The organism is Actinoplanes regularis, from assembly GCF_900188005.1.
In the GTDB taxonomy this organism is placed as follows: Bacteria; Actinomycetota; Actinomycetes; order Mycobacteriales; family Micromonosporaceae; genus Actinoplanes; species Actinoplanes regularis.
The window spans coordinates 592,177-616,775 of record NZ_FZNR01000003.1; the positions used below are offsets into that span (position 1 = coordinate 592,177).

Here is a 24,599-nt window from a genome sequence, read left to right on the forward strand (position 1 = left end):
GACACGGGCTCGCTGGCCGATGGTGATCAGGTGATTACGGACTACTGTGAAACCGGTGGGTTCAACCTGGACTACCTACGGCTGACTGAGTAGGGCGGTCAGCCGCCGACCTGCCGGAGGCGTGCCAAAAGCTCGCCTCCGGCAGGTCGGGTCCGGTCAGTGGGCGACCGGACAGCCGCCGGTCAGGCTGCCGAGGAACGCGTTCGGGTCGTAGTAGTGCTCGACCTCCAGCAGCTTCAGGTCTTCGTTGACCTTGGCGACGCTCATGCCGAACATCTCGATGGTCTTCCCGTTGGGCTGATGTCCGTGGTACTCGCCGTCGAACGAGCCCCAGTGCCGCCACTTGAAGGCGACCACCGGCGGCGGGCTGAGCACCTGCAGCACCTCCCAGTAGAACCCGTTCGGGAACGCGCCGTGGAAGACGTCGTGCTGACCGTCGAACGACTCGGGCTGGTAGAACGGGCTGTCGCCGATCAGCACGTTGTAGCTGCCCTGGTCGGCGATGTCCTGCGCGGAGGCCCAGCCGCCGCCGTTGATGTTGGTGCGGAAGTGCTCGGACACCATCGAGACCCAGGTGGCGGGGTCCTTCTTGTGCGAGACCTCCATCTCGAAGACCTGCACGATCGATTCGACGATGGCCTCGAGCGAGCCCGGTGCGTGTTCCGTGGTGCGCTGGCCGGGCATCACGACGTGCGACAGGTGGTAGTCGGGCGTGCCGTGCCGGAATTCCGACGGGTCGGCGGCCTCGATCACTGCGGAGCGGCCCTGCAGCCACAGCGGTGTCTCAGACAAGAGTGGTCCTTCCGACGAAGGGCAGGGGGCTTCGTCGTGTTGCTCTTTGATTACCCCCCGTAGATCAAAGCGAGACCGACGCTATCCATCTTGGACTGTCCGCGAAAGACCTCATTGGTTAACACCTATTTGCAATCGGTCGCGGGAATCAGCTTCCGGCGAAGTCGAGCGCCTGCTCCAGGTCGGCCACCAGGTCGTCCGGGTGTTCGATGCCCACGGCGATTCGGATGGTTCCAGGGCTGATGTGCGATTCCCGCAGTTGTTCCGGAGTCAACTGCCGGTGCGAGGTGCTCGCCGGGTGCAGCATCAGGGTCTGGGTGCCGCCCAGCGACGGAGCCGCCCGGATCACCCGGAGCCGGCTCATCAGGCGCACCCCCGCCGTGTAGCCGCCGGCCAGGTCGAAGCAGAACGCCGACGGGAAGCCGGTGATGTGCTTCGCGGCGCCGGGCCCGGGACAGGTCACCTGGCTGACCGCGGGATGGGTGGCCAGCCAGGCGGCCACCCGGGCCACGTTGGCGGCGTGCCGCTCCATCCGCAGACCGAGGGTGTGCAGGCCGCGGATGGTCAGCCAGGCGGCGAACGGGTCGGCGACCGCGCCGAACTCGACCGCGTGCGCCCAGATCCGCTGGTGGAGGTCCGCGTCGGCGAAGACCGCCAGGCCGCCGGTGACATCGGAGTGGCCGCCCAGGAACTTGGTCGCCGAGTGCACCACGACGTCGGCGCCGTGCTCGATCGGACGGCAGAAGATCGGGGTGGCGAACGTGTTGTCGACGACGGTCAGCACCCCGGCGGCCCGGGCCACCGGGGCGAGGGCCGGCAGATCGCTGATGTGGGCCGTGGGGTTGGCGATGGTCTCCAGGTAGAGGACCTTGGTGCGCGGGGTCAGGGCGGCGCGGACCTCCTCCGGGTCGCGGCCGTCGACGCGGGTGACCTGGACGCCGTACCGCTTCGCCAGGTCCGCGAGCAGGGCATGGGTGCCGCCGTAGACCGAATGCTGGGCGATCACGTGGTCGCCGGTGCCGAGCAGGCCGTGCAGCAGCATGGTGATCGCACCCATCCCGGAGGAGGCGGCGATCGCGGCGACCCCGCCCTCCAGGTCGGCGACCGCGCTCTCCAGGGCCCGGACGGTGGGGTTGGCGAAGCGGGAGTAGACGTAGGCGCCGTCCGGGCGGTGCATGCCGTCGGCCATCAACTCCGGGTCGTCGAAGGAGAACGACGACGTCTGGTAGATCGGCACGGCCAGCGGGGTGCTCCCGGTCAGGGCCGGCGCTTCGATGTGGACCATGCGGGTGTCGGGATGCATACCTTCGATGGTCGTGGGCCGTGACCGGCCGGGTACAGGGCCAATGCCGCTATATTGGTTCGCCGATGAGTCCAATCTCCCCCGCCGAGCTCACCGCGCGACTGGGCCGCTGGTCGGCCGGCCGCGGGCCGCTCTACCTGCTGCTCGCCGGGCGCCTCCGCGCCCTGATCGACGACGGCGAGCTGCCGCCGGGTACCGCGCTGCCCACCGACCGGGCGCTCGCCGGCGGGCTGTCCGCCGGGCGGACCACCGTGGTCGCCGCGTACGACCTGCTGCGCCAGGAGGGCCGGCTGGTGCGCCGGCAGGGGAGCGGGACCTGGGTGGCGGGGGCCGAGGCCGGGCCGCTCAACGCCACCGAGCCGACCGTGAACCCGGTGTTCCTGCACCTTCTCGACCCGCCGGACCACGTGGCGCAGCTGGCCTGTGCCGGGCCGACCGGCGCTCCGCCCGCGGTGATCGCCGCCTATCGGGCCGCGCTGGGCTCGCTCGGCGGGCCCGACCTCGGGTATCACCCGGCGGGACATCCGCGGCTGCGGGCGGCGCTGGCGGCGCGTTACACCGAGCGCGGGGTGCCGACCACGGCCTCGCAGATCCTGATCACCACGGGTGGGCAGCAGGGGCTGTCATTGCTGGCCCGGGCACTGATCGCGCCCGGCGCCGAGGTGGTGGTGCAGGCGCCGACCTATCCGGGGGCGTTGGAGGTCTTCCGCGAGTCGGCGGCGGCGTTGCGGCCGGTCCGGAACACGATCGAGGAGTACGCCGGGGAGTTGTCCCGCAGGCCGGCGCTGGCCTATCTGATCGCCCTGTGTCACAACCCGACCGGCCGGAGCCTGCCCTCCCCGGTACGGCGCGAGATCGTCCTGGCGGCACTCGCCACCGGCGTCCCACTCGTCGTCGACGACGTGCTCGCCGAGCTCACGTTCCCCACAACCGGCACCGCCCGCCCGTCGGTGCCGATGGCGGCGCTCGCCCCGGACGCCGATGAGCTGATCACCGTCGGGTCGCTGAGCAAGCTGGTCTGGGGTGGCCTGCGGATCGGCTGGGTGCGGGCCCAGCCGGCGCTGATCGGGCGGCTCGCCCGCCTCAAAGCGGTGATCGACCTGGGCAGCGGGGTCCTCGACCAGTTGGCGGCGGTGGAACTGCTCGCGGACCTGGACGAGCTGATCGCCGGCCGGGCCGGGGTGCTCGCCGCCCAACATGATCATCTCTGCGCTGAACTGCGGAGATACCTACCGGATTGGGAGTTCGGGCCGGTCGATGGTGGGCAGACGCTCTGGGTGCGGCTGCCGCACGGAGACGCGGCCTCGTACGCGCAGGCGGCGCTGCGGCGGGGGATCGCCGTGCTGCCCGGCGGATCGCTCGACCCGTCCGGGGGCAGCGCTGACTTCCTGCGGATTCCGTTCGTCGTGGAGCCGGCGGCGCTGAGCGCCGCCGTTCAGGCGATGGCCGAGGCCTGGTGCGGTTTCGCCGGCCGGGCGGCGGGAAATCCGCCACCTCTCCCGGCCATCGCCGTCTGAACTTCGACTCAGCCCTTTTTGGCGGGGATCTCGAGCACGTCGGTGTGGTCGCCGGGCGGAGTGACGAGGGTGGCCCCGGAGAGCACCTCGGTCGCCTCCTCGTCCGAGCTCTTGATCACGTGGGTGGTGTCGTCGGCCCGCTGTGCCGGGATCGCCACGGTCTTGTCCTCGGCGTCGGGCCGCGTCGCAACGATCGCCACGGTCTTCGGCTCGGCGTCGGCCTTCGCCGCGGCCGGCTGGGCGGGGATCGCTACGGTCTTGTCCTCGGCGTCGGCCTTCGCCGGCTGGGCGGGGATCGCTACGGTCTTCGGCTCGGGGTCGGCCTTCGCCGCGGCCGGCTGAGTGGGGATCGCGGCGGCCGGCGGCGTACGCAGGACCTGGGTCTTGTCCGCCGCCGCGGCGGACGGGATCGCCACCGTCGGGTCGGCCGGGCGCTGGAAGCCCCGCGCGGCCGGCAGCACGGTCGTCTCCGCCGCCGCCATGGTCACCCCCGCCACCTTTGCCGAACCACGGAACCGCCCGATCTCACCGATGATCGGCAGTACCGGCGGCTCGTAGCGCGCCCATCGGCGGGCGCTCAGCGCGGTGCACAGCAGCGGCACCGCGAGCAGCGCGGCCAGACCGTACCCCGGGCGGCTCAGGTCGAAGTTGTCCTTGACCACGTTCGGCGGCCAGACGTCGGCATAGGACTGTGGCGCGTTCCACGCCCAGTAGGTCACCCCGAGGTATGCCGCTCCGGCGATCGTCGGGCCGGCCGGCGAGATCGGTGAGAACACCATGATCGCGAACAGGATCCCGGCGAAGATGAGCAGCAGGAGCCCGCTCAGCGATTCAGCCGCGAAGAAGTCCCGCCCACGGCTGGTCAGGTCGTGGGTGAAACCCACGGCGGCGAGAACCCATAGGGCAGGGGCCAGCACGAGTGTGTACAAGATCGACCGGAGGTGACGCATGACCCGGCAGGGTACCTCGACGCGGCAACGGCCAGCGAGTCCGCCGTAGGGTGCCGGCATGGATGAGCAGCTCCAGGGGCGACCCACCGCACACAGCCGCGTCACGCTGAGTAAGATCATGACCGCGGTCGACGTCAATCTCTACGGCACGGTGCACGGTGGCGTACTGATGAAGTTCGTCGATGATGTGGCGGGTGCCGCCGCGGCCCGGCACAGCGGTGGCACCGCGGTCACCGCGGCGATCGACGAGATCGTCTTCCTCGAGCCGGTCAAGGTGGGCGACCTGGTGCACGCGTACGCGCAGGTCAACTGGACCGGCAAGAGCTCGATGGAGGTCGGCGTGAAGCTGGCCGCGGAGCGCTGGGACGTGGTCGGCGCGACCCCGATCCCGGTGGCCACCGCCTATCTGGTCTTCGTCGCGGTTGATGTGGCCGGCCACCCGCGTCAGGTCCCACCGGTGTTGCCCGCGGACGTAGACGAACGGCGGCGCTTCAAGGAAGCTTTGATCCGCCGTGACCATCGGCTGGCTCGTCGTGCCGCCATCCAGAAGGCCCGGGCTGAATGAACGTTAAGGTGGGCGCATGACGGTGACGACGGGCACAATCCTCTGGGAGCCGCAGGCAGACGCTCGGCAGACCACCCGGATCGGGGACTACCTGGCCTGGCTGGAGCGCGAGCGCGGGCTGACCTTCCCGGACTACGCGGCGCTGTGGGAGTGGTCGGTCACCGACCTCTCCGCCTTCTGGGACTCGATCTGGAACTACTTCGAGGTCGTCTCGCACGATTCGCCCACCGCCGTGCTGGACGGCGTGGAGCTGCCCGGGGCGCGCTGGTTCCCCGGCGCCACGCTCAACTACGCGGAGAACGTGCTCCGGATGCCCGGCATCGGCGACGACGAGCCGGCCGTCCTGGCGTACTCGCAGAGCCGCGAACCGATCACCTGGACCGCGCGGCAGGTCCGTGAGCAGGTGCGTCGCGTGCGTGCCGGGCTGAAGGCCCGGGGCGTCGGCCGGGGCGACCGGGTCGCCGCGTACGCGCCGAACATCCCGGAGACGTACGTCCTGATGCTCGCCACCGCGAGCCTCGGCGCGATCTTCTCGTCCTGCGCGCCGGAGTTCGGCTCCCGCAGCGTGATCGACCGGTGGAGCCAGATCGAGCCGAAGGTGCTGGTCGCGGTCGACGGCTACCGCTACGGCGACAAGCCGGTCGACCGGAGCGCCGAGGTGCTCGCCATCCGGGAGGCGCTCCCGACGGTTGCGCACTTCATCAGCATCGGCTACCTCAACGGCGGCGGCGACTGGGACTCGCTGGACGGCGACGACGAGCTGGCGTTCGAGCCGGTGCCCTTCGACCACCCGCTCTACGTGCTCTACAGCTCCGGCACCACCGGGCTGCCCAAGCCGATCGTGCACGGCCACGGCGGCATCCTGCTGGAGCACCTGAAGATCCTGGCCCTGCATCACGACCTCGGCCCGTCCGACCGGTTCTTCTGGTTCACCACCACCGGTTGGATGATGTGGAACTACCTGGCCAGCGGCCCGGCCGTCGGCGCCGCGATCGTGCTCTTCGACGGCAACCCGGGCTGGCCCGATCTCGCCGCGCTGTGGGAGCTGGTCGACACCGCCGGAATCACCTACTTCGGCACCTCGGCGCCGTTCCTGATGGCCTGCCGCAAGGCCGGCGTGACGCCGCGGAAGAAGCTCAAGGGGGTCGGCTCGACCGGCGCGCCGCTGCCCCCAGAGGGTTTCGGCTGGGTCTACGAGGCGGTCGACCGTGACCTGCAGCTGCTCTCGCTCTCCGGCGGCACCGACGTCTGCACCGGCTTCGTCGGCGGCGCGCCGCTGCTGCCGGTGCGCGCCGGGGTGATCTCCGGCCGATGCCTGGGCGCCCGGGTGGAGGCCTACGACCCGGAGGGCAAGCCGGTCATCGGCGAGCTGGGCGAGCTGGTGATCACCGCGCCGATGCCGAGCATGCCGGTCGGCTTCTGGAACGACCCGGAAGGCTCCCGGTACCGGGAGGCGTACTTCGACGTCTTCCCCGGCGTCTGGCGGCACGGCGACTGGATCACCATCGGCACCGACGGCACCTGTGTGATCACCGGTCGCTCCGACGCCACGCTGAACCGGGGTGGGGTGCGGCTGGGCACCTCCGAGTTCTACTCGGTGGTGGAGGGCCTGCCCGAGGTCGCCGACTGCCTGGTGGTGCACCTGGACAAGGCCGGCGACCCGAACGGCGAGCTGCTGCTCTTCGTGGTGCCGGCCGAGGGCGTCGAGGTGGACGACGCGCTGCGCGCGCGGATCGCCCGCGAGCTGCGCGGTTCGCTGTCGCCGCGGCACGTTCCGGACGCGATCTACGGGGTACGGGCGGTGCCCCGCACCCTCTCCGCGAAAAAGCTGGAGGTCCCGGTGAAGCGGATCCTGACCGGCACCCCGGTGGAGTCGGCCGCGGCCAAGGGCGCGCTGGCCAACCCGGAGTCGCTGAACGCGTTCGCCGAGCTGGCCCGCGACCGTGCCGCCGGAGGGGCCGCCGAAGCCTGACGACGTCTCAGGCCAGGACCAGGCTGACCTTCTCGGCGGTCGCCCGGGCGTCCAGCTTGTCCTGGTCCAGGTTGGCGCAGAGCACCGCGGACGCGCCGACGATCAGCGGCGCGAGCAGCCAGTCGATCGGGTCCGGGTAGACGGTGACGTCGATCAGGACCCGATCGCCGGCGCCGAAGCCGAGCTGGGTGGCCCGGTCGTCCGCGGCGGAGAGCGCATCCTGGTGGCTGAGCTCGATCGGCCCGGCGAACGCCCGATCGGCCGGCGAGACCGGCTCGCCCCGGAAATGGTCACCGTGGTTGCGGACCTCGGTCACGAAGTCGGCGTACCCGGCCGGCAGCTGGCGCAGCGGCATGGCGAGCGGAAGCAGGCCGGTGGCGTACCGGTCGCCGGTCGGCCATGCGGCGGCCCGCTCCACCCGGTCCGGGGTGGTGAAGAGCACCTCCACCGGCTGCGGGTCACCGCCCAGATCGGCCAGATCGGCCGCGAGACCGGCGGCTGACACGCCGAGCAGGATCGCGGCGGTCTGCCAGTGCGGCGGGAGCAGCAGCGCGACGTTGTCGCCCTGCCCCAGCCCCACGCCGTCGACCAGCAGATTCGCCGTCTTCGACACCCAGTTGTCCAGGGTGGCGCCGGAGAGCTCAGCGCGGTCGCCGGTGGCATCGTCGTACCAGGTGAGCAGGGGCGCGGCCGGGTCACGGCGGACCGCCTCCGCGAACGCCTTCGGAATAGTGGTGTTCATCGCCTCTCACCCTAGGTGGGTTACTGTGTGTGACTGAGCCGGTGCATCTATACGGCGTCGATTACGGCAACGTATGGCAACCTCCGGTGTCGTGGACACTTTCCGGAAGCGTTCCGGGCGTACGCTCGGGGTGGACGCCGACTATCCGTCGCGTTCCGGTTCCGCCGCTGCATCGGTACGTCAGAGACGCCAAGGAGATGCCTCGTGACCCCCGGTCGCCCCCCGCGAGTGCTGGTCGACGCCACAAGTGTCCCCGCGGACAGAGGTGGTGTCGGCAGATATGTCGACGGATTGCTCGGCGCCCTCGGGGTGCTGGGCCCCGAGCGAGTCGATCTGGTCGTGATTGCTCAGCGTTCGGATGCGGAGCGTTACCGCCGGATGCTTCCGGAGGCCCAGGTGATCCCCGGCCCGGCGGCCATCGTGCACCGGCCCGCCCGGCTCGCCTGGGAGCAGACCGGCCTGCCGCTGCTGGCCCAGCAGGTCGGCGCCGAGGTGCTGCACTCGCCGTTCTACACCTGCCCGCTGCGGACCGGCAGCCCGGTCACGGTCACCGTGCACGACGCGACGTTCTTCACCGAGCCGGAGCACTACGACAACACCAAGCGGACCTTCTTCCGCAGTGCGATCAAGACGTCGCTGCGCCGGGCCGGCCGGGTGATCGTGCCCAGCAAGGCCACCCGTGACGAGCTGATCCGGCTGCTCGACGCCGATCCCACCCGGATCGACGTGGCGTACCACGGGGTGGACCAGGCCGCGTTCCACATGCCGACCGAGGAGGAGAAGGCGCGGGTGCGGGCCCGCCTGGGCCTCGGCGACTCCGGCTACGTCGCGTTCCTCGGTGCCAAGGAGCCGCGCAAGAACGTGCCGAACCTGATCCGTGGCTGGGCCCGGGCGGTGGTCGACTGGCCGCACCCGCCGGCCCTGGTGATCGCCGGCGGTCAGGGTCACGACGACGACATCGACCGGGCGGTCGCCGACGTGCCATCGCACCTGCGGCTGCTGCGCCCGGGCTACCTCCGCTACGCGGACCTGCCGGGCTTCCTCGGCGGCGCGCTGGTGGCCTGCTACCCGTCCTTCGGGGAGGGCTTCGGTCTGCCCATCCTGGAAGCGATGGCCTGCGGCGCGCCGGTGCTCACCACGCCCCGGCTCTCCCTGCCCGAGGTGGGCGGCGACGCGGTCGCCTACACGACCGAGGCCCCCGAGCGGATCGCCGAGGATCTGGCCGATCTTCTCCAGGACGAGCAGCGGCGGCAGATTCTCGCCAAGGCCGGCTTCGATCGGGCGAAAGAATTCACCTGGGCGTCCAGCGCAGAGGTACATGTGACAACGTGGAAACGGGTTGCGGCCTGAGGCTCTACTAAACTTTGCGTGCATGAGCGACGAACGAAGTGTGCTGTACGGAGTAGTTCTGGCGGGTGGCACCGGAACTCGACTATGGCCACTGTCCCGCGCCGGTCATCCCAAGTTCCTGCACCCCCTGACCGGCACGGAGGCCTCCCTGCTGCAGGCCACCGTCGACCGGTTGGACACGCTGGCCACTCCCGACCGGATCTTCGTGGTGACCGGCGTGGCGCACGCCGCGGCGGTCTCCCGGCAGCTGTCCGCGATGCCGGACGAGAATGTCCTGGTCGAGCCCTCGCCGCGGGACTCCTGTGCGGCGATCGCGCTGGCCGCGGCGGTGATCGCGCGTCGCGACCCGGAGGCGGTCATGGGTTCGTTCGCCTCGGACCACCTGATCGCCGACAAGGAGAAGTTCGCCGACGTCATCCGCAAGGCGGTGGTCGGGGCCAAGGACGGGCTGCTGATGACCCTCGGCATCACCCCGACCCGGCCCGAGACCGGGTACGGATACCTCCAGTGCGGCGGTGAGCTGCGGGAGGACGGGCCGGTCCTGCAGGTCGACGAATTCAAGGAGAAGCCGTCGTACGACGTCGCCGAGGCGTACGTGAAATCCGGCAACTACCTGTGGAACGCCGGCATGTTCGTCTGGCGGGTCGACGTGTTCCTGGCCGAGCTGGCCCGGCAGCAGCCGCAGCTGGCCGCCGGCGTGAGCCGGATCGCCCGGGCGTGGGGCACCGCCGAGCAGGAGGAGGTGCTGGGCGAGGTCTGGCCGACCCTGCCGCGCATCTCGGTGGACTACGCGGTGATGGAGGGCGCGGCCGCGGTCGGCCGGGTCGCCACCGTTCCGGGTGATTTCGGCTGGAACGACGTCGGCGACTTCCACACCCTCGGCGAGGTGCTCACCGCCGACCCGGCCGGCAACGTGGTGGTCGGCAGCGACCGCGAAGCGGACCGGCCCACCGTGCTGCTGCACGACACCCAGAACCTGGTCGTGGTGCCCGGCTCGGAACGTCTGGTCGCCGCGCTGGGCGTCCGCGACCTGGTCATCGTCGACACCAAGGACGCCGTGCTGATCTGCCCGCGGGACCGCGCGCAGGAGGTCAAGCACCTGGTCGACCAGCTCAAGGAGCTGGGCCAGCACGGTTACATCTGATCGACGTCCGGAGCGGGGCCGCCCAGGCGGGCCCGCGCCGGCGCGATCTGCTGCACCACGCCGGCGGCGAGCGGGCTGGGCAGCTCGTCCACCGCGAACCAGGCCAGCTCCGACGACTCGGCACTGATCCGCTCGACGGCGCCGGCTGGCGCACGGAACAGGAACCGCACGTCGTAGTGCACCGACGGGGTGGCCGGCACGCCGTCCGCCGCGCCGCAGCGCACCTCGTGCACGTCGATGTCGATCGGCTCCGGGTCGAGGAGCAGGCCGTCGATGCCGGACTCCTCGGTCGCTTCGCGCAGTGCGGCCGCGGCGAGGGTCTCGTCGCCCGCCTCGCAGTGTCCACCGAGCTGCATCCACAGCCCGAGCCGTCCGTGCAGGCAGAGCAGCACCCGGCCGGCGTCGTCGACGATCAGCGCGCTGGCGGTGACGTGCCCGGCCCGGTGTGCCCGGGTCATCGCGTCCGGGCCTTCGGCGAGCAGGCCAAGGGTGCGCTTGCGGTTCACCTCGGCGGCGTCCGAGGTGGCCGGCCACGACGTGAGCACCCGAACCGCATCCTCATAAAGGCTCATGCCCGCTCCCCGAAGTTGATCGTCACGCCGTCGTCGTCGAACTCGATGCCGCTGGTCAGCCCGTCGGCGGCGAGCGCCGCCCGGAGCCGGTGCGCGTCCGCGCCCAGGCGCAGCAGATCGGCGGGCGCGGGCCCGGCCGCGGTCAGCCGGAATGTCGAGGCGGTCGCCGTGATCCCGGTGCCGGCCGTGACGATCTCGGCGATCCGGTTGTACGCCGTACCGATCCCGTCGCGACCGGTCTCCCGGACCGCCACGTCGTCACTCAGGTAGGCGGCCTGTTCCAGCCCCTCCGCGCGGGCCTCGGCCGTGCCCAGGCGGAACATGTCGCTCTCGGTGTCGCGGATCAGCGCGGACGCCCCGGCGCCGGTGGTGTCCGGACGGTACGGATAGCCGCGCACCACCGCCACCGGCACCCGGTCGCACTTGCCCTTGACCAGCTCGGCGGCGGCCGACAGCTCGTCGACCACGGCCATCTGGGTCAGGCTCAACTCGTTCCCGTACGGATCGATCTGCCCCCGGTGATCGAGCAGCGCCTCGATCCCGGCCGCGCCGAGCGCCACGTCGGTCAGGCCGTTGCGCCAGGCCCGGCCCATCGTGTCGGAGACGATCACCGCCACGTCCAGCCCGCGCGCGGCGAGGTCGGCCCGCAGCCGGTGGGCCGAGGCGTCCGGGTCGGCCGGCAGCAGCACCAGGTGGGTCTTGTCCACGTTCGACGCGTCGATGCCGGCCGCGGCCATCACGAAACCGTGGTGGGTCTGCACGATCCGGGTCTCTCCCCGGCGGGCCACCACCCGGGCGGTCTCCGAGTCGAGCACCCGCACGCGGGCGTCGTCACGCTCCGGCCCGTCGGCGGGCACCTCGACCAGCCGGCCCTCCGCCTTCGACACGATCTTGCTGGTCACCACCAGCACGTCACCGTTCGCCAGCCACGGCGCCGCTTTGGTGATCAACTCGGCCAGGTCGTCGCCGGCGGTGACGTCGCCGATCCCACGTACCGGAAGGATCTCCAGACCGTCGTTCATCGGCCGCTCCCGGCCAGTTCCAGTGCGTCGGCGACCATCCGCGCCGTCGTGGTCTCGTCCTTCATCCACAGCGGCACCGCGCGGGTGGTCAGCCCGGGGATCTCGACGCCGGCGTCCGCCGAGTCGACCAGCCAGCCGTCCAGCAGTCCGCCGTCGGCGCGCGGGCCGTACATCCGGCCCACACCGGCCGCGCTGACCTCCACCCCCAGCGTGGCCAGGCACTTGTCGGCCATCCCTCGGACGGGTGAACCTCCGATGATGGGGGAGAGCCCGACGACCGGCGCCGGGCCGTTGGCCACGGCGTCCCGGATCTGCGGTACGGCGAGAATCGGTGCGATGCTGACCACCGGGTTGCTGGGGGCGATCAGGATCACATCCGCCTGCCCGAGCGCGTCCAGCACACCGGCCGCGGGCTTGGCGTTCTCCGCGCCGACGAAGACGAACCGGTGCGTCGGCACCTCGCCGCGATAGCGCACCCACCACTCCTGGAAGTGGATCGCCTTGCGCTCGCCGTCGACGTCCACCACGACGTGCGTCTCCAGCCGGTCGTCGGTGGCCGGCAGCAGCTCGACACCCGGCTGCCAGCGCTCGCAGAGCGCGGCCGTGACCTGGGAGAGCGGGAATCCGGCGGTCAGCATGGTGGTGCGCACCAGATGGGTGGCGGTGTCCTTGTCGCCCAGGCCGAACCAGGACGGTTCGACGCCGTATTTCGCCAGCTCCTCCTTGACCGCCCAGGTCTCCCCGACGCGGCCCCAGCCGCGCTCCGGGTCGGCGGCGCCGCCCAGTGTGTACATGACGCTGTCCAGATCCGGGCAGATTTGCAGCCCGTGCATCCGGACGTCGTCGCCGACATTGACCACCGCTGTGACGTCGGCGCCGATGGCACGGGCGTGCGCACGCACGCCGACGAGGAACCGGGCACCGCCGATGCCCCCGGTGAGGACCACGATCCGCATCAGCCCATCCTCTCCCACCGGCGTCGCCGGGCCGGTTGCCGGGTCGCGGTTTACTCTGGGCGAACCTCGATCACCGTACGACCGGGAGAAACCGTGACCAGTTCACCGCCGCCCACACCGGCCGATGGCAAGCCGATCGGCCAGTATCTGACCCCGCTGCGCGACCTCGCCGCGTACGTTCTCATCGGGGCTCCGGCCGTGTTCCTGTTCGTCGCCGTCATCAACCTGTTCGGCGCCGAATTCGGGGCCCGCACGTCGGCGAGCTTCGGCAGCCTGATCAACCTGGAGACGGTCGGCATGCCGCTCGCCGCCGTGCTGCTGGCGCTCGGCGCGAAGCCCGTTCACCCCAAGGCCCGGCTGATCACGCTGGCAGCAGTCATCGAGTACGCCGTGATGGGCTTCTTCGGCGTGATCTTCGGGGTGCTGTTCGGTGTGATCAACACTGCTTCCTACGACCCCGCCGGCGCGTTCAAGATGCTGCTCGTGCGGGTCGCGTGGCTTGCCCTGTACGGACTGGCGGCCTACCCGACGCTGCAGATCTGGCGGGGCGTCTACGCGGTGCCCAAGCCGAAGACGCCGCCGGGGGTGTACGGGCAGCCGCAGCAGTACGGGCAGCCGCCGTTCGGTCAGCAGTACGGGCAGCCGCCGTTCGGAGCGCCCCAGCCGCCCTACCCCGCTCAGCCGCCCGCACAGCCCGCGACCTACGGCCAGCCGCCCGCCAGCACGCCGCCGTCGTTCCCGCCCGGGACCTACGGTCAGGCGCCGGGACAGCCGGTCTGGAACCAGCCGCCGGTCGTCGCCCCGCCTGTTGTCACACCGCCGGTGGCCTCCGCTCCGCCCGCTCCGGCGCCGCTCGCGCCGTTCGCCGAGCCGACCCAGGCGGTGCCGCGTGACGAGCCGGACCCGGCCGACCGGACCAGCAAGCTGCCGGACGATCGCCCGGGCTTCGGTCCCGCCGACACCGACCCGCCGCGGCAGTAGGTCGTCCACAGGCCGGGCCCTCGGCCCGGCCTGTTTTCGGCTCCGTGTCATACGACACTCGGCGGGCCTGTGGACGGCGGCGGCAACCGGAACGATTCCGGTCTAGGTTGTTTTCGTGGCAGAGGTCAACCAGGTACCGACCGAGGCGAGCATCCGACGTGCGTTGAGGCGCGCCGCCGACGGTAAAGCGATCGACGTCGACGAGGCGACCGCGCTGCTCGCGGCCACCGGCGACCAGTTCGGCGAGCTACTGGCCATCGCCGGCGACATCCGCGACGCCGGCCTGCGCGAGGCCGGGCGGCCGGGCGTGGTGACGTATTCGAAGAAGGTCTTCATCCCGCTCACCCGGCTCTGCCGGGACCGGTGCCACTACTGCACGTTCGCCACCGTGCCGCATCGTCTGCCCGCCGCGTTCCTGGAGCGCGACGAGGTCCTCGAGATCGCCCGGCAGGGCGCCGCGCAGGGCTGCAAGGAGGCCCTGTTCACCCTCGGGGACCGGCCCGAGGAGCGCTGGCCGGCCGCCCGCCAGTGGCTGGACGAGCGAGGTTACGACTCCACCCTCGACTATGTGCGGGCCTGCGCCATCGCCGTGCTGGAGGAGACCGGCCTGCTGCCGCACCTCAACCCCGGCGTGCTCAACTGGGCCGAGTTGCAGCGGCTCAAGCCGGTCGCGCCGAGCATGGGGATGATGCTCGAGACGACCGCCACCCGGCTCTGGTCCGAGCCGGGCGGCCCGCACTACGGCTCGCCGGACAAGGAGCCCGCGGTCCGGCTCCGCGTGCTCGACGACGCCGGCCGGGTCGGCGTGCCGTTCACCACCGGCATCCTGATCGGCATCGGCGAGACGCCGGCCGAGCGGATCGACGCGCTGTTCGCGATGCGCCGCGCGGCCCGGGAGTACGGGCACATTCAAGAGATCATCATCCAGAACTTCCGCGCCAAGCCGGACACGGCGATGCGCGGGATGCCCGACGCGGAGCTGCGTGAGCTGGCCGCCACGGTCGCCGTCGGCCGGATCATCATGGGTCCTCGCGCGCGCCTGCAGGCTCCGCCCAACCTGATCGACGACGAGTTCTCGCTGCTGCTGCGGGCCGGCATCGACGACTGGGGCGGGGTGTCCCCGGTGACCCCCGACCACGTCAACCCGGAGCGCCCGTGGCCTCAGCTCGACGTGCTGCGGCAGAAGTCGGCCTCCGCCGGCTTCACCCTGCGTGAGCGTCTCACGATCTACCCGGAGTACGTACGCCGTGGCGGTGAGGGCTGGCTCGACCCGCGCCTGGCCGTGCACGTCGGCGCGCTGGCCGACGTGGACGGTCTGGCGCGCGAGGACGCCGAGCTCGTCGGGCGCCCCTGGCAGGAGCCGGACGACACGTCCGGGAGCGGCCGCACCGACCTGTTCGCGGCGATCGACTCCGAGGGGCGGACGGGCGACCGCCGATCCGACTTCGACTCCGTCTACGGCGACTGGAACGAGGTCGCCGCGCACGTCAAGAGCGCGCCGCAGAGCGTGCCCACCGACGTGCTGGCCGGGCTCAAGCTCGCCTCGACCGACCCGGCCGCCCTGCTGCTGCCGGAGCACGAGGACAAGGCGATGGCGCTGTTCAACGCGGACGGCAGCGCGCTGGACGAACTCGCCCGGATCGCCGACGACCTGCGCAAGTCGGTCAACGGCGACGACATCACGTACGTCGTCAATCGCAACATCAACTTCTCCAACGTCTGCTACGTGGGCTGCCGGTTCTGCGCGTTCGCCCAGCGGGAGAAGGACGCCGACGCCTATCGGCTCTCCGTAGAGCAGGTCGCCGATCGGGCCGAGGAGGCGTGGCGGGACGGCGCTTCCGAGGTGTGCATGCAGGGCGGCATCGACCCGAAGATGCCCGTCACGGCGTACGCGGACCTGGTCCGCGCGGTCAAGCAGCGGGTGCCGGGGATGCACGTCCACGCCTACTCGCCGATGGAGATCGTCACCGCCGCGGCCAAGGCCGGGGTGTCGCTCCGGGAGTGGCTCACCGAGCTTCGTGAGGCCGGCCTGGGCACGATCCCGGGCACCGCCGCCGAGATCCTCGACGACGATGTGCGCTGGGTGCTGACCAAGGGCAAACTGCCGACCGCCACCTGGGTCGACGTGGTCACCACCGCTCATCAGGTGGGCGTCCGCTCCAGCTCCACGATGATGTACGGGCACGTCGACCACCCCCGGCAGTGGCTGGGCCACTTCCGGGTGCTGGCCGGCATCCAGGACGTCACCGGTGGGTTCACCGAGTTCGTGGCGTTGCCGTTCATCCACACCAACGCCCCGATCTATCTGGCCGGCATCGCCCGCCCCGGCCCCACCTGGCGGGAGAACCGGGTGGTGCACGCGATGGCCAGGGTGCTGCTGCACGGCCGGATCGACAACATCCAGTGCTCCTGGGTCAAGCTCGGCGACGAGGGCACCCGCGTGATGCTCAACAGCGGGTGCAACGACCTGGGCGGCACGCTGATGGAGGAGACGATCTCGCGGATGGCCGGGTCGGAGCACGGTTCGGCGCGTACGGTGGCCGAGCTCAAGGAGCTGGCGGCGGCGGCCGGTCGTCCGGCGGTCGAGCGGACAACGGTCTACGGCCGCCGCTGACGCGGTCCATGGGCTTGACCGGTCCACGGGGCCTGGTCGGTTCGCGGCCGATGGGTCCATGGGGCCTGATCGGTTCGCGGGCCCGACCGGCTCATGGGCCCGCGCATCCGCGCGGGCCTGACCGGTACCACGGGCTCGATCGGTCTGCGGGCCTGACCGGTACCACGGGCTCGATCGGTCTGCGGGCCTGACCGGTACCACGGGCTCGATCGGTCTGCGAGCCTGACCGGCTCACGGGGCCGACTGGCCGGATTTCGGGTCTGCCGGCCGCGCGGACGCTGTCTGCCATGGCGGCCGTGCGGTTGGGGTCTCGCATGGCGGCCGTGCGGCCCGGGCCGATTTTTGCGCGGCGAGTGCCGCCCTTCGGACCGCGTCCCGGCGCCGATCACCTCACGCCGGCCCGTCACGGAGATCCATCCATCAATCGCGTGCCGCTCCCGTTCACCCATCCGCGTATTGCGGGCGGTCGCGGCGGCGGGGTGGGCCACGCCACGGATGTGGCGAGTTTCGATCCCGTCACACCCGGGTACCCCGAGCCGCAGCCGCGGACGGGACCGTTTGGACGGTCTCAACGGGTCGGTCCCGGACGGACGGTCCCTCGTGGCGTGCGGACCGCCGGCCGCGAGGGCATCGATCGGTGCAGGGCTCCTGGTACGGAGGGGTCCGGCCGGTTTGGAACGGTGTCGTGTGCCGACCGTGGCCCGGTTGCGTGACCCCCCTTCTGGTCGCGTAACAAAACGGGTTAAATTGGACGTGGAGGCCGACGTTCGCGTTACCTCCCGGTGGCTCCGGGAGATAGGGCAGGAACGGGACCTCGTCGCGCCCTGGCGCACCGAGGAAACGGGCCCATTTATCAGGTTCGGCTTGACGACGCACGTCTTACACGCGTGTAATTTTGGTGGGGTTGTGGGGGCGATGTGTGACTTTTGCGTCGAACCCACAGAAACACGCCGCGTGCGTGGGGGGTCAGCGTCGGCATCGCTGTCGGCGCAGAAATTTGGAGGCACGCCGATGGAAGCGCAGGTTGAAGGGGTAGACCTGCTCGGGGACGCGCCCGAGTGGCAGGAGCGGGCGCTGTGTTCGCAGACCGATCCGGAGGCCTTCTTTCCGGAGAAGGGCGGATCGACGCGCGAGGCCAAGCGCATCTGCGGCCGCTGTGACGTCAAGACCGAATGTCTGGAGTACGCACTCGGTCACGACGAGCGGTTCGGGATCTGGGGTGGACTGTCCGAACGTGAGCGTCGCAAGTTGAAGCGTCGCGTCGCCTGACGGCGACCGGCACGGGATGTCGCGTTCCGCGTGAATCGAGCGGTGGTCATTGTGAGGGGCATGACCTTCCGCGGATGCGGCGCCGAGATCCGTTCTGGACGATCCGCGTGATGGGCGCGGCAGGCGTCAGGCCAGTTCGTCCGGGTCGACGCCGAGCAGGTTGGCAACCTGCTCGATGATCACATCGTGGACGAGGTCGGCGAGATCCTCGCGGTCCATCGCCCGGAACTCCAGCGGGCGGCGGTACAGCACGATCCGCGGCGGCAACTCGTGCCGCCCCGGACGGCCGGGCAGCAGCCGGGCCAGGGGTACCTCGCCGTCCTCGAGCACATCCGAGTCGTAGACGTTGAGCTCCGGCGGCACGTCCTCGACCGCGAACTCGACGCCGACGAGCTCTTTCGCATAGCGTCGTTCCAGGCTCTCGACGGTGTCGAGAACCAGGTCGTCGAAGATCTCCGCCTTGGTGCGGGCCAGCGGCACCGTCGCCGGCACCAGCCGGCCACGCAGGCCGCGCCCGTGTCGATCACGGCGCGCCGGATGACCCGGGCCGGAGGTGCGCGCCGCCTTCGGATCGGTGCGACGGCGTTCGGGGCTGGTGGTCACCTGCTGAGCGTATCCCCACCCGAGCGACATCCGTGGTCAGCCCGTTCCTCGCCGTGTGTCTGAACCGTTAATTCGTCCCATCGAGGCGGCGTGTCGGTCGACCATGGCCGAATCGTGATGCATCGCGGGTCGGCGTGTCGCGGGGTAACGCTCCCCAGAAGCCCCGGCGGGGCGATAACGTGCCGCCGTGAGGTCACCACGGCGCTGCTCCCGGAACGGCTGTCCCCGACAGGCGGTCGCCACCCTGACCTACGTCTACGGCGATTCCACCGCTGTCGTCGGCCCCCTCGCGGCGTTCGCCGAACCCCATACCTATGACCTGTGCGAGCCGCATGCCCGCAGCCTCACCGCCCCCCGAGGCTGGGAGCTCGTCCGCCACGACGGGGACTTCGCGCCGCCGCCCCCGACCACCGACGACCTGGTCGCTCTCGCCGACGCCGTCCGCGAGGCGGCCCGTCCGGTCCCGCCCCCACGCCCGGACACCCAGGATTCCCACCAGCCCGGCCACCAGACCGGTCGCCGCGGCCACCTCCGGGTGATCCCACCCTCTCACTGACCCGCCCGCCCCAGCCCTCCCGCTGCGGCTGCCTACCCGCCCGTCGGCTGGCCCTGCCGCGGCACCCGAACCCTCGGGAGGGCAACAGATCGGCTGGTCCCGGTGGTGGTGTCCGGGCCTTCGGCAGGGCGCTGGGAGCCAGCCTGAGCTGTTGGCTGGTTCTGGTGGTGGTGTCCGGACCCTGGATAGGTCAATGGGAGCCGGCTGTGGGCCGGCTTTAGTGGTGGCGCCCGGACCGTGGATAGGTCAATGGGAGCCGGCTGTGGACCGGCTCTGGTGGTGGTGTCCGGGCCTTTGAGAGGGCGGTAGGAGGCGGCTGGGGCCGTCAGGGGAGGGCGATCAGGCGGAAGCGCTTCCGGAGCCACGGCAGCAGCGTCGCGTAGGCCTTGATCGTGTCCGGCTGCGCGTAGTCATGGGACAGGACGATCGCGCCGGGCTGGGTGTGCCGCTTGACCGAGTTGATCACCCGGGAGGTATGTGCACCGGAGGACTCCTCGCGCCCGTGCTCCCAGTCGCGGGGATCGACCTTCCAATAGATGGAGGTCATCCCCTGCTCCTTGGCGATCTTCACGATCCCGGGGGTGAAGTTGCCGCCCGGAGCACGGAAGTACTTGATCTGCGCGTTGGGCACGGCGGCCCGGATCGCGGCGTTCGTGCGCCTCATGTCGGCGCGAATCGCCGCGCGGGACTTCTTGCCCAGCTTCAGGTCGTGGTTCCAGGTGTGGTTGCACAGGGCGTGCCCGCCGGCGGCGATCTTGCGGACCAGGTCGGGGTGGCGCTTCACGTTCTCGCCGACCAGGCAGAACGTGGCTTTCACATGGTTCTTCTCGAGCAGTTTCAGCAGCGCCGGAGTGTTCGCTGGGTCGGGCCCGTCGTCGAAGGTGAGCGCGACGCCCTTGCTCCCGGTGGTGAGCCGGCTGCCGGCCGGGCCGGTGCGGGCCTTCGGGCGCTTGGGGGTCTTGGTGTTTTCCGTGCGCGGTCTGGTCTGGGCGGGTGCCGGCTTCTGGGTGGCCGGGGCCGTGGACGGCACCGCGCTCGGTGTGGAGAACGTGGGGGTGGACGCCGCGGGCAGGGCCGTCCCGGTGTGGGACGACTGGGCGGCAGCCGCCTGGCCGAGAAGACCGGCCATGATCAGCGACAAACTGATCATGAAGGCCTTCCGGGTGCTGGACAGCCGCATCGATTACCTCCCCAGATCGTCGGCGGACTGATGAGGATGCCTCATGAATCGGCGGGGCGCCAAGCCGGGTACGTATCTTTCGCACTGATTTGGGCGCCCACCAGGCCCTCGTCGTCGTATCCTCGCGCACCTTGTCCAGCGTGATACACACGCGGATAAATGCGAGTTATCGATGATAATCGCCGGATACCACTCCTACGAGTATCGATCCCGAGCACGCCGATGACACCGCCGCTCACCCGTCCGTGCGTCTCGAACCATGCTTGCGGACCGATCCAATTCCAAGATCAAAATTCTTCCGAGTACGCACGATGGAGTCCCGTCTACAGGCCTTTCGGCCCAGGTCACGTGCCGTCCTGCGCGATGTCGCGGCGGCGCCGGGCAGTGGCGCGCGTCGCGGTCGCGGCGACGACGTGGGACTTGGGCCGAAAGGCCCGGAGACGGGACTCCATCGGTCGTACCTGGGAAAGGGTTGAACCTGGAGCGAAGGCGGTCTTGCCGGGCCGGGTGGTGGTTCCTCAGGTCGCCAGGGCGGCGAGTTCCGCCTCGGTGAGCAGGCGGGAGCGGATGAGGAAACGGACGCCCTCGGGCGCCTCCAGGGAGAAGCCGGCCCCGCGCCCGGGGACGACGTCCACCGTCAGGTGGGTGTGTTTCCAGAGTTCGAACTGCGCGGCCGACATCCAGAACGTGATCGGCTCCGGCACCCCCTCGATCGCCAGAGACTCCAGGAGCACGTCCGACCCGCCGGTACGGAATTCGCCCTCCAGGTAACACATCGGCGAGCTGCCGTCGCAGCATCCGCCGGACTGGTGGAACATCAGCGGCCCGTGCAGCTCCCGCAGCCGTACCATCATGGCGGCGGCCGCGGGAGTCACGTCGACTCGGGTGACAGGCATGGCCTAGAAGAAACCCATCGCCTTGGGTGAGTAGCTGACCAGGAGGTTCTTGGTCTGCTGGTAGTGGTCGAGCATCATCCGGTGGTTCTCCCGGCCGATGCCGGACTGCTTGTAACCGCCGAACGCGGCGTGCGCCGGGTACAGGTGGTAGCAGTTCGTCCAGACCCGGCCGGCCTTGATCGCCCGCCCGGCCCGGTACGCCTTGTTGATGTCCCGCGTCCACACCCCGGCCCCGAGGCCGTACAGCGAGTCGTTGGCGATCTTGATGGCGTCGTCGAAGTCGGCGAACGGGGTCACCGACACCACCGGCCCGAAGATCTCCTCCTGGAAGATCCGCATCCCGTTGCGACCCTCGAAGATCGTCGGCTGTACGTAGTACCCACCGGCCAGATCGCCACTGAGCTCCGCACGCCCGCCACCGGTCAGCGCGCGGGCCCCTTCCCGCCGGCCGATGTCCAAGTACGACAGGATCTTCTCCAACTGGTCGTTGGAGGCCTGCGCGCCCACCTGGGTCTCGGTGTCCAGCGGGTTGCCCTGCCTCAGGTTCTCCACCCGCTTCACGCCCGCGGCCAGGAAGTCGCTGTAGTGGCTCTGCTGGATCAGCGCCCGCGACGGGCAGGTGCACACCTCGCCCTGGTTGAGCGCGAACATCGCGAAGCCCTCGAGCGACTTGTCGAAGAAGGCGTCGTCGGCGCTGCTCACGTCGTCGAAGAAGATGTTCGGGCTCTTGCCGCCGAGCTCCAGGGTGACCGGGATCAGGTTCTCCGAGGCGTACTGCATGATCAGCCGGCCGGTGGTGGTCTCGCCGGTGAAGGCGACCTTGGCCACCCGGTTCGAAGAGGCGAGCGGCTTGCCGGCCTCCACCCCGAAGCCGTTGACGATGTTCACCACGCCGGCCGGGATAAGGTCGCCGATCAGCGAGAACAGGTAGTGGATCGAGGCCGGGGTCTGCTCGGCCGGCTTGAGCACCACGGCGTTGCCGGCGGCCAGCGCGGGCGCCAGCTTCCAGACGGCCATCAGGATCGGGAAGTTCCACGGGATGATCTGCGCGACCACGCCGAGCGGCTCGTGGAAGTGGTACGCCACGGTGTCGTCGTCGATCTGACCCGCGGTGCCCTCCTGGGCCCGGATCACGCCGGCGAAGTAGCGGAAGTGGTCGATCGCCAGCGGGATGTCGGCGGCCAGCGTCTCCCGGACCGGCTTGCCGTTCTCCCAGGCCTCGGCGACGGCCAGTTTCTCCAGGTGCTGCTCCATCCGGTCGGCGATCCTGTTGAGGATGTTGGCCCGCTCGGCCGGTGAGGTGCGGCCCCAGGCGTCGGCCGCGCCGTGTGCCGCGTCGAGTGCGCGTTCCACGTCGTCGGCGGTGCCCCGGGCGACCTCACAGAACGGCCGGCCGGTGACCGGGCTGGGATTCTCGAAGTACTGGCCCTGGGCAGGCGGGACGTACTCGCCGCCGATGTAGTGGTCGTAGCGGGACTGGAAGTTGACGATGGCGCCCTCGGAACCGGGCGGGGAATAGATGGTCACGGTCTCGCCTCCTCTTGGGGCGGACGTTAGTTACGCGTACGTTGCACGAACGTTGCACGCGTACTCGCGGGCCAGCTCCGCGACCCGGCGGGTGGCGACCGGGTCGGTCGGGGCCAGGGCCGCGTAGGCCTCCCAGAGCTCCAGGTCGTCGGCGCCCTGCGGGCTGACCAGCCAGGACTGCAGGAGCCGCCGGTCGCCGGTGGCCAGGACCGCGGTGCGCAGCCGGCTGTCGAGCATCCGCCCGAGCCGGACGATGCCGGGGGCATCCGAGCCGGGTAGCAGTGGTCCCGGGTACGCCGCCAGCGCGTCGGCGACCCGCCCCCGGTCCAGCAGTTCGGTCACCCTGCCGAAGTCCGTGGCCGGCTGGGTCCGCAACCGGTAGGGCCGCGAGCCGAGCAGCTCCGGGCCGAGGATCCGGCGCAGCCGGGACAGCTCGGCCCGCACGGTCACCGGGTTCACGTCGTCGCCGTAGAGATCGAAGCCCAGCTGGTCACCGGTCCGCCCGTCGGGGTGCGCGGCGAGCAGCATCAGCAGCTCGGAGTGCCGCCGGCCGAGCTTCGTGCGGACCGTCCCGGACGCCAGGAGCGCCTCGTCCCGGCCGAGTGCCGCGACCGTCGGGCGCTCCCGGGCCGGTTCGAGACCTTTGAGGTACGCCTCGGCCGCCAGCGCCGTGGCCCGCACCAACGCCAGACTGTGCGGGTTCGCCAGGTGGTCGCCGCCGGTCACGTCGATCGCGCCGAGCAGCCGGCCGGTGCCCGGGTCATGGATCGGCGCCGCCGTGCACGTCCAGCGCTGCACCGAGCGGCTGAAGTGCTCGGTCGCGAAGATCTGCAGCGGGTGGTCGACGGCGAGCGCGGTCCCCGGGGCGTTGGTGCCGGCGTGCGCCTCGTCCCAGAGCGCGCCCGGCACGAAATTCATCGAGGCGGCCTTGCGCAGCGTGCCGGAGTGCCCCTCGACCCAGAGCAGCCGGCCGTGCGCGTCGCAGACCGCCAGGATGTGGTCGCCGTCGTCGGCCAGCCCGCCGAGCAGGTCGCGGAAGATCGGCATGACCCGGGCCAGCGGGTGCGCCGACCGGTAGGCCTCGAGCTCCTCGTCGCGGAGGTCGATCGGCGCGGTGCAGTCCGCCCCGATCCAGGTCGCCGACCGGGCCCACGAGTCGGCCACCACACTGCGCATCCGCTCGGGCCGCTGCTTCTCGGCGAGGAACCGTTCGTGGGCGCGGCCGATCTGCCGGATCCGCTCGGCCGGGTCGTCACCGGGGGTCAGCGCAAGCCACGGATTCACCGGCAGCACCTCCAGACCCACCCATGGTGACGCGAGTCACGTCCAGAGACAACAGTCTCTATGCTCACGGCCGTGCAGCCTTGGCCTCGTACCGAAGAAGAAGCTCTCGCCGTGCAGGACGCCCTGCGCTCCCGGGTCGTCTCCGCCGCCGGGCCGGCGGATCCGGCGACCGTGGCCGGGCTGGACGTCGCCTACGACGACTCCGGGGATCGGCTCGGTGCGGCCGTGGTGGTACTGAACACAGCGGATCTCTCGGTCCGCGACACCGCGGTGGTCCGGGACCGGCCCGCTTTCCCGTACGTCCCGGGCCTGTTCGCCTTCCGCGAAGTCCCGGCCCTGATGGCCGCCCTGGAGAAGCTGACCGTCCGGCCGGACGTGCTGATCTGCGACGGGCACGGGCTGGCCCACCCGCGGCGGTTCGGCCTCGCCGCGCACCTGGGTGTGCTCACCGATCTTCCCTCCTTCGGAGTAGGGAAGACCCGGCTGGTGGGTGAATGGGAGGAGGTCGGCACGGCGCGGGGAAGCAGGTCCGCCCTGGTCGACGAGGGGGAGACGGTGGGTGCGGTGCTGCGCACGCAGACCGGGGTGAAGCCGGTCTTCGTCTCGGTCGGACACCGGATCGACCTGGACAACGCGTGCTCGCTGACCCTGCGGCTGGCTTCGCGGTATCGCCTGCCGGAGACCACCAGGGCCGCGGACCGGGTCTGTCGCGATCTTCTCAGTTGACGGCGCGGTCACGCGGATAAAACCTTTCCGGCGTCCGTGCTCCGATAACCTCAGCCTCAACAGGGGTTTTCGGTTAGG

Annotated in this window: 22 protein-coding genes; 10 read left to right on the top strand and 12 right to left on the bottom strand. The window is 70.7% G+C overall.

Annotation, left to right across the window (positions count from 1 at the left end; translation table 11 throughout):
• Nucleotides 1-156: 156 nt before the first annotated feature.
• A complete protein-coding gene (locus CHC09_RS12205; protein WP_089293135.1) occupies nucleotides 157-792 on the bottom strand; it encodes a nuclear transport factor 2 family protein in 636 nt (211 codons plus the stop codon).
• 148 nt (nucleotides 793-940) lie between these two features.
• On the bottom strand, nucleotides 941-2,095 hold the full coding sequence (locus CHC09_RS12210; RefSeq protein ID WP_089293136.1) for a trans-sulfuration enzyme family protein: 1,155 nt from the start codon (nucleotides 2,093-2,095) through the stop codon (nucleotides 941-943).
• A gap of 65 nt (nucleotides 2,096-2,160) precedes the next feature.
• Here CHC09_RS12210 and CHC09_RS12215 point away from each other — a divergent pair, with 65 nt between their 5' ends.
• The gene (locus CHC09_RS12215) at nucleotides 2,161-3,612 is read left to right on the top strand and encodes an aminotransferase-like domain-containing protein (RefSeq protein WP_089293137.1); all 1,452 of its coding nucleotides are present in this window, start codon (nucleotides 2,161-2,163) and stop codon (nucleotides 3,610-3,612) included.
• Between the two features lie 8 nt (nucleotides 3,613-3,620).
• Here CHC09_RS12215 and CHC09_RS12220 read toward each other — a convergent pair whose 3' ends face one another.
• Nucleotides 3,621-4,562 (bottom strand): hypothetical protein, encoded by a 942-nt coding sequence (locus CHC09_RS12220; protein ID WP_089293138.1) that lies wholly within the window; start codon nucleotides 4,560-4,562, stop codon nucleotides 3,621-3,623.
• A gap of 58 nt (nucleotides 4,563-4,620) precedes the next feature.
• On the opposite strand from CHC09_RS12220, the gene CHC09_RS12225 reads away from it, so the two are divergent.
• Both CHC09_RS12225 and CHC09_RS12230 read left to right on the top strand, forming a co-directional pair.
• On the top strand, nucleotides 4,621-5,127 hold the full coding sequence (locus tag CHC09_RS12225) for an acyl-CoA thioesterase (RefSeq protein ID WP_089293139.1): 507 nt from the start codon (nucleotides 4,621-4,623) through the stop codon (nucleotides 5,125-5,127).
• 16 nt (nucleotides 5,128-5,143) lie between these two features.
• Nucleotides 5,144-7,099, top strand: coding sequence for an acetoacetate--CoA ligase (locus CHC09_RS12230; RefSeq protein WP_089293140.1), 1,956 nt, complete (start codon nucleotides 5,144-5,146; stop codon nucleotides 7,097-7,099).
• Nucleotides 7,100-7,106: 7 nt separating this feature from the next.
• Here the strand turns inward: CHC09_RS12230 and CHC09_RS12235 are convergent, their stop codons facing one another.
• Nucleotides 7,107-7,841: a TIGR03089 family protein gene (locus CHC09_RS12235; protein WP_089293141.1), complete on the bottom strand. Its 735-nt coding sequence runs from the start codon at nucleotides 7,839-7,841 to the stop codon at nucleotides 7,107-7,109.
• Nucleotides 7,842-8,045: 204 nt separating this feature from the next.
• Here CHC09_RS12235 and CHC09_RS12240 point away from each other — a divergent pair, with 204 nt between their 5' ends.
• Both CHC09_RS12240 and CHC09_RS12245 read left to right on the top strand, forming a co-directional pair.
• Nucleotides 8,046-9,191: a glycosyltransferase family 4 protein gene (locus tag CHC09_RS12240; protein WP_089293142.1), complete on the top strand. Its 1,146-nt coding sequence runs from the start codon at nucleotides 8,046-8,048 to the stop codon at nucleotides 9,189-9,191.
• A 22-nt stretch (nucleotides 9,192-9,213) separates the two neighbouring features.
• Complete coding sequence (locus tag CHC09_RS12245) at nucleotides 9,214-10,335, top strand: mannose-1-phosphate guanylyltransferase (RefSeq protein WP_373871994.1); 1,122 nt, start codon at nucleotides 9,214-9,216, stop codon at nucleotides 10,333-10,335.
• Here CHC09_RS12245 and CHC09_RS12250 read toward each other — a convergent pair.
• The 3 genes from CHC09_RS12250 to cofD are packed head-to-tail and all read right to left on the bottom strand — an operon-like array spanning nucleotide 10,326 to nucleotide 12,885.
• Nucleotides 10,326-10,907, bottom strand: a complete 582-nt coding sequence (locus tag CHC09_RS12250) for an NUDIX hydrolase (protein WP_089293144.1) — start codon at nucleotides 10,905-10,907, stop codon at nucleotides 10,326-10,328. The two genes, CHC09_RS12245 and CHC09_RS12250, sit on opposite strands and share 10 nt — an antisense overlap.
• Complete coding sequence (locus CHC09_RS12255) at nucleotides 10,904-11,929, bottom strand: coenzyme F420-0:L-glutamate ligase (RefSeq protein WP_089293145.1); 1,026 nt, start codon at nucleotides 11,927-11,929, stop codon at nucleotides 10,904-10,906. The genes CHC09_RS12250 and CHC09_RS12255 overlap by 4 nt, the downstream gene beginning before the upstream one ends.
• Nucleotides 11,926-12,885: a 2-phospho-L-lactate transferase gene (gene cofD, locus CHC09_RS12260; RefSeq protein ID WP_089293146.1), complete on the bottom strand. Its 960-nt coding sequence runs from the start codon at nucleotides 12,883-12,885 to the stop codon at nucleotides 11,926-11,928. Before cofD ends, CHC09_RS12255 begins: the two co-directional genes overlap by 4 nt.
• Before the next feature lie 93 nt (nucleotides 12,886-12,978).
• Between cofD and CHC09_RS12265 the strand changes: the two genes are divergently transcribed.
• The 3 genes from CHC09_RS12265 to CHC09_RS12275 all read left to right on the top strand — a co-directional run bounded on the left by CHC09_RS12265 (nucleotide 12,979) and on the right by CHC09_RS12275 (nucleotide 17,749).
• Nucleotides 12,979-13,866, top strand: coding sequence for a hypothetical protein (locus CHC09_RS12265; protein WP_089293147.1), 888 nt, complete (start codon nucleotides 12,979-12,981; stop codon nucleotides 13,864-13,866).
• A gap of 115 nt (nucleotides 13,867-13,981) precedes the next feature.
• On the top strand, nucleotides 13,982-16,480 hold the full coding sequence (locus tag CHC09_RS12270; RefSeq protein WP_089293148.1) for a bifunctional FO biosynthesis protein CofGH: 2,499 nt from the start codon (nucleotides 13,982-13,984) through the stop codon (nucleotides 16,478-16,480).
• A gap of 1,011 nt (nucleotides 16,481-17,491) precedes the next feature.
• Nucleotides 17,492-17,749 carry a WhiB family transcriptional regulator gene (locus tag CHC09_RS12275; protein ID WP_043522029.1) on the top strand — a complete coding sequence of 86 codons (258 nt, stop codon included), beginning with the start codon at nucleotides 17,492-17,494 and terminating at the stop codon, nucleotides 17,747-17,749.
• Between the two features lie 126 nt (nucleotides 17,750-17,875).
• Here CHC09_RS12275 and CHC09_RS12280 read toward each other — a convergent pair whose 3' ends face one another.
• Nucleotides 17,876-18,352 (bottom strand): metallopeptidase family protein, encoded by a 477-nt coding sequence (locus tag CHC09_RS12280; RefSeq protein ID WP_373871995.1) that lies wholly within the window; start codon nucleotides 18,350-18,352, stop codon nucleotides 17,876-17,878.
• A 187-nt stretch (nucleotides 18,353-18,539) separates the two neighbouring features.
• Between CHC09_RS12280 and CHC09_RS12285 the strand changes: the two genes are divergently transcribed.
• Nucleotides 18,540-18,908 carry a DUF3499 domain-containing protein gene (locus CHC09_RS12285; RefSeq protein ID WP_089293150.1) on the top strand — a complete coding sequence of 123 codons (369 nt, stop codon included), beginning with the start codon at nucleotides 18,540-18,542 and terminating at the stop codon, nucleotides 18,906-18,908.
• 325 nt (nucleotides 18,909-19,233) lie between these two features.
• On the opposite strand, the gene CHC09_RS12290 is transcribed toward CHC09_RS12285, so the two are convergent.
• The 4 genes from CHC09_RS12290 to CHC09_RS12305 form a co-directional block, all read right to left on the bottom strand.
• Nucleotides 19,234-20,088: a polysaccharide deacetylase family protein gene (locus CHC09_RS12290; RefSeq protein WP_089293151.1), complete on the bottom strand. Its 855-nt coding sequence runs from the start codon at nucleotides 20,086-20,088 to the stop codon at nucleotides 19,234-19,236.
• A 518-nt stretch (nucleotides 20,089-20,606) separates the two neighbouring features.
• The gene (locus tag CHC09_RS12295; protein ID WP_089293152.1) at nucleotides 20,607-20,984 is read right to left on the bottom strand and encodes a DUF779 domain-containing protein; all 378 of its coding nucleotides are present in this window, start codon (nucleotides 20,982-20,984) and stop codon (nucleotides 20,607-20,609) included.
• Between the two features lie 3 nt (nucleotides 20,985-20,987).
• A complete protein-coding gene (exaC, locus tag CHC09_RS12300; protein WP_089293153.1) occupies nucleotides 20,988-22,511 on the bottom strand; it encodes an acetaldehyde dehydrogenase ExaC in 1,524 nt (507 codons plus the stop codon).
• 30 nt (nucleotides 22,512-22,541) lie between these two features.
• Nucleotides 22,542-23,795 carry a GAF domain-containing protein gene (locus CHC09_RS12305; RefSeq protein ID WP_143232300.1) on the bottom strand — a complete coding sequence of 418 codons (1,254 nt, stop codon included), beginning with the start codon at nucleotides 23,793-23,795 and terminating at the stop codon, nucleotides 22,542-22,544.
• A 60-nt stretch (nucleotides 23,796-23,855) separates the two neighbouring features.
• On the opposite strand from CHC09_RS12305, the gene nfi reads away from it, so the two are divergent.
• A complete protein-coding gene (gene nfi, locus CHC09_RS12310) occupies nucleotides 23,856-24,521 on the top strand; it encodes a deoxyribonuclease V (RefSeq protein ID WP_089293154.1) in 666 nt (221 codons plus the stop codon).
• The last annotated feature ends 78 nt before the right edge of the window (nucleotides 24,522-24,599 follow it).

What these genes read in the sequence shown, in the direction of transcription:
- CHC09_RS12210 (WP_089293136.1), bottom strand. Translation starts at nt 2,095, where the DNA reads ATGCATCCCGACACCCGCATGGTCCACATCGAAGCGCCGGCCCTGACC.
- CHC09_RS12215 (WP_089293137.1), top strand. Translation starts at nt 2,161, where the DNA reads ATGAGTCCAATCTCCCCCGCCGAGCTCACCGCGCGACTGGGCCGCTGG.
- CHC09_RS12220 (WP_089293138.1), bottom strand. Translation starts at nt 4,562, where the DNA reads ATGCGTCACCTCCGGTCGATCTTGTACACACTCGTGCTGGCCCCTGCC.
- CHC09_RS12225 (WP_089293139.1), top strand. Translation starts at nt 4,621, where the DNA reads ATGGATGAGCAGCTCCAGGGGCGACCCACCGCACACAGCCGCGTCACG.
- CHC09_RS12230 (WP_089293140.1), top strand. Translation starts at nt 5,144, where the DNA reads ATGACGGTGACGACGGGCACAATCCTCTGGGAGCCGCAGGCAGACGCT.
- CHC09_RS12235 (WP_089293141.1), bottom strand. Translation starts at nt 7,841, where the DNA reads ATGAACACCACTATTCCGAAGGCGTTCGCGGAGGCGGTCCGCCGTGAC.
- CHC09_RS12245 (WP_373871994.1), top strand. Translation starts at nt 9,214, where the DNA reads ATGAGCGACGAACGAAGTGTGCTGTACGGAGTAGTTCTGGCGGGTGGC.
- CHC09_RS12250 (WP_089293144.1), bottom strand. Translation starts at nt 10,907, where the DNA reads ATGAGCCTTTATGAGGATGCGGTTCGGGTGCTCACGTCGTGGCCGGCC.
- CHC09_RS12255 (WP_089293145.1), bottom strand. Translation starts at nt 11,929, where the DNA reads ATGAACGACGGTCTGGAGATCCTTCCGGTACGTGGGATCGGCGACGTC.
- cofD (WP_089293146.1), bottom strand. Translation starts at nt 12,885, where the DNA reads ATGCGGATCGTGGTCCTCACCGGGGGCATCGGCGGTGCCCGGTTCCTC.
- CHC09_RS12275 (WP_043522029.1), top strand. Translation starts at nt 17,492, where the DNA reads ATGGAAGCGCAGGTTGAAGGGGTAGACCTGCTCGGGGACGCGCCCGAG.
- CHC09_RS12290 (WP_089293151.1), bottom strand. Translation starts at nt 20,088, where the DNA reads ATGCGGCTGTCCAGCACCCGGAAGGCCTTCATGATCAGTTTGTCGCTG.
- CHC09_RS12295 (WP_089293152.1), bottom strand. Translation starts at nt 20,984, where the DNA reads ATGCCTGTCACCCGAGTCGACGTGACTCCCGCGGCCGCCGCCATGATG.
- nfi (WP_089293154.1), top strand. Translation starts at nt 23,856, where the DNA reads ATGCTCACGGCCGTGCAGCCTTGGCCTCGTACCGAAGAAGAAGCTCTC.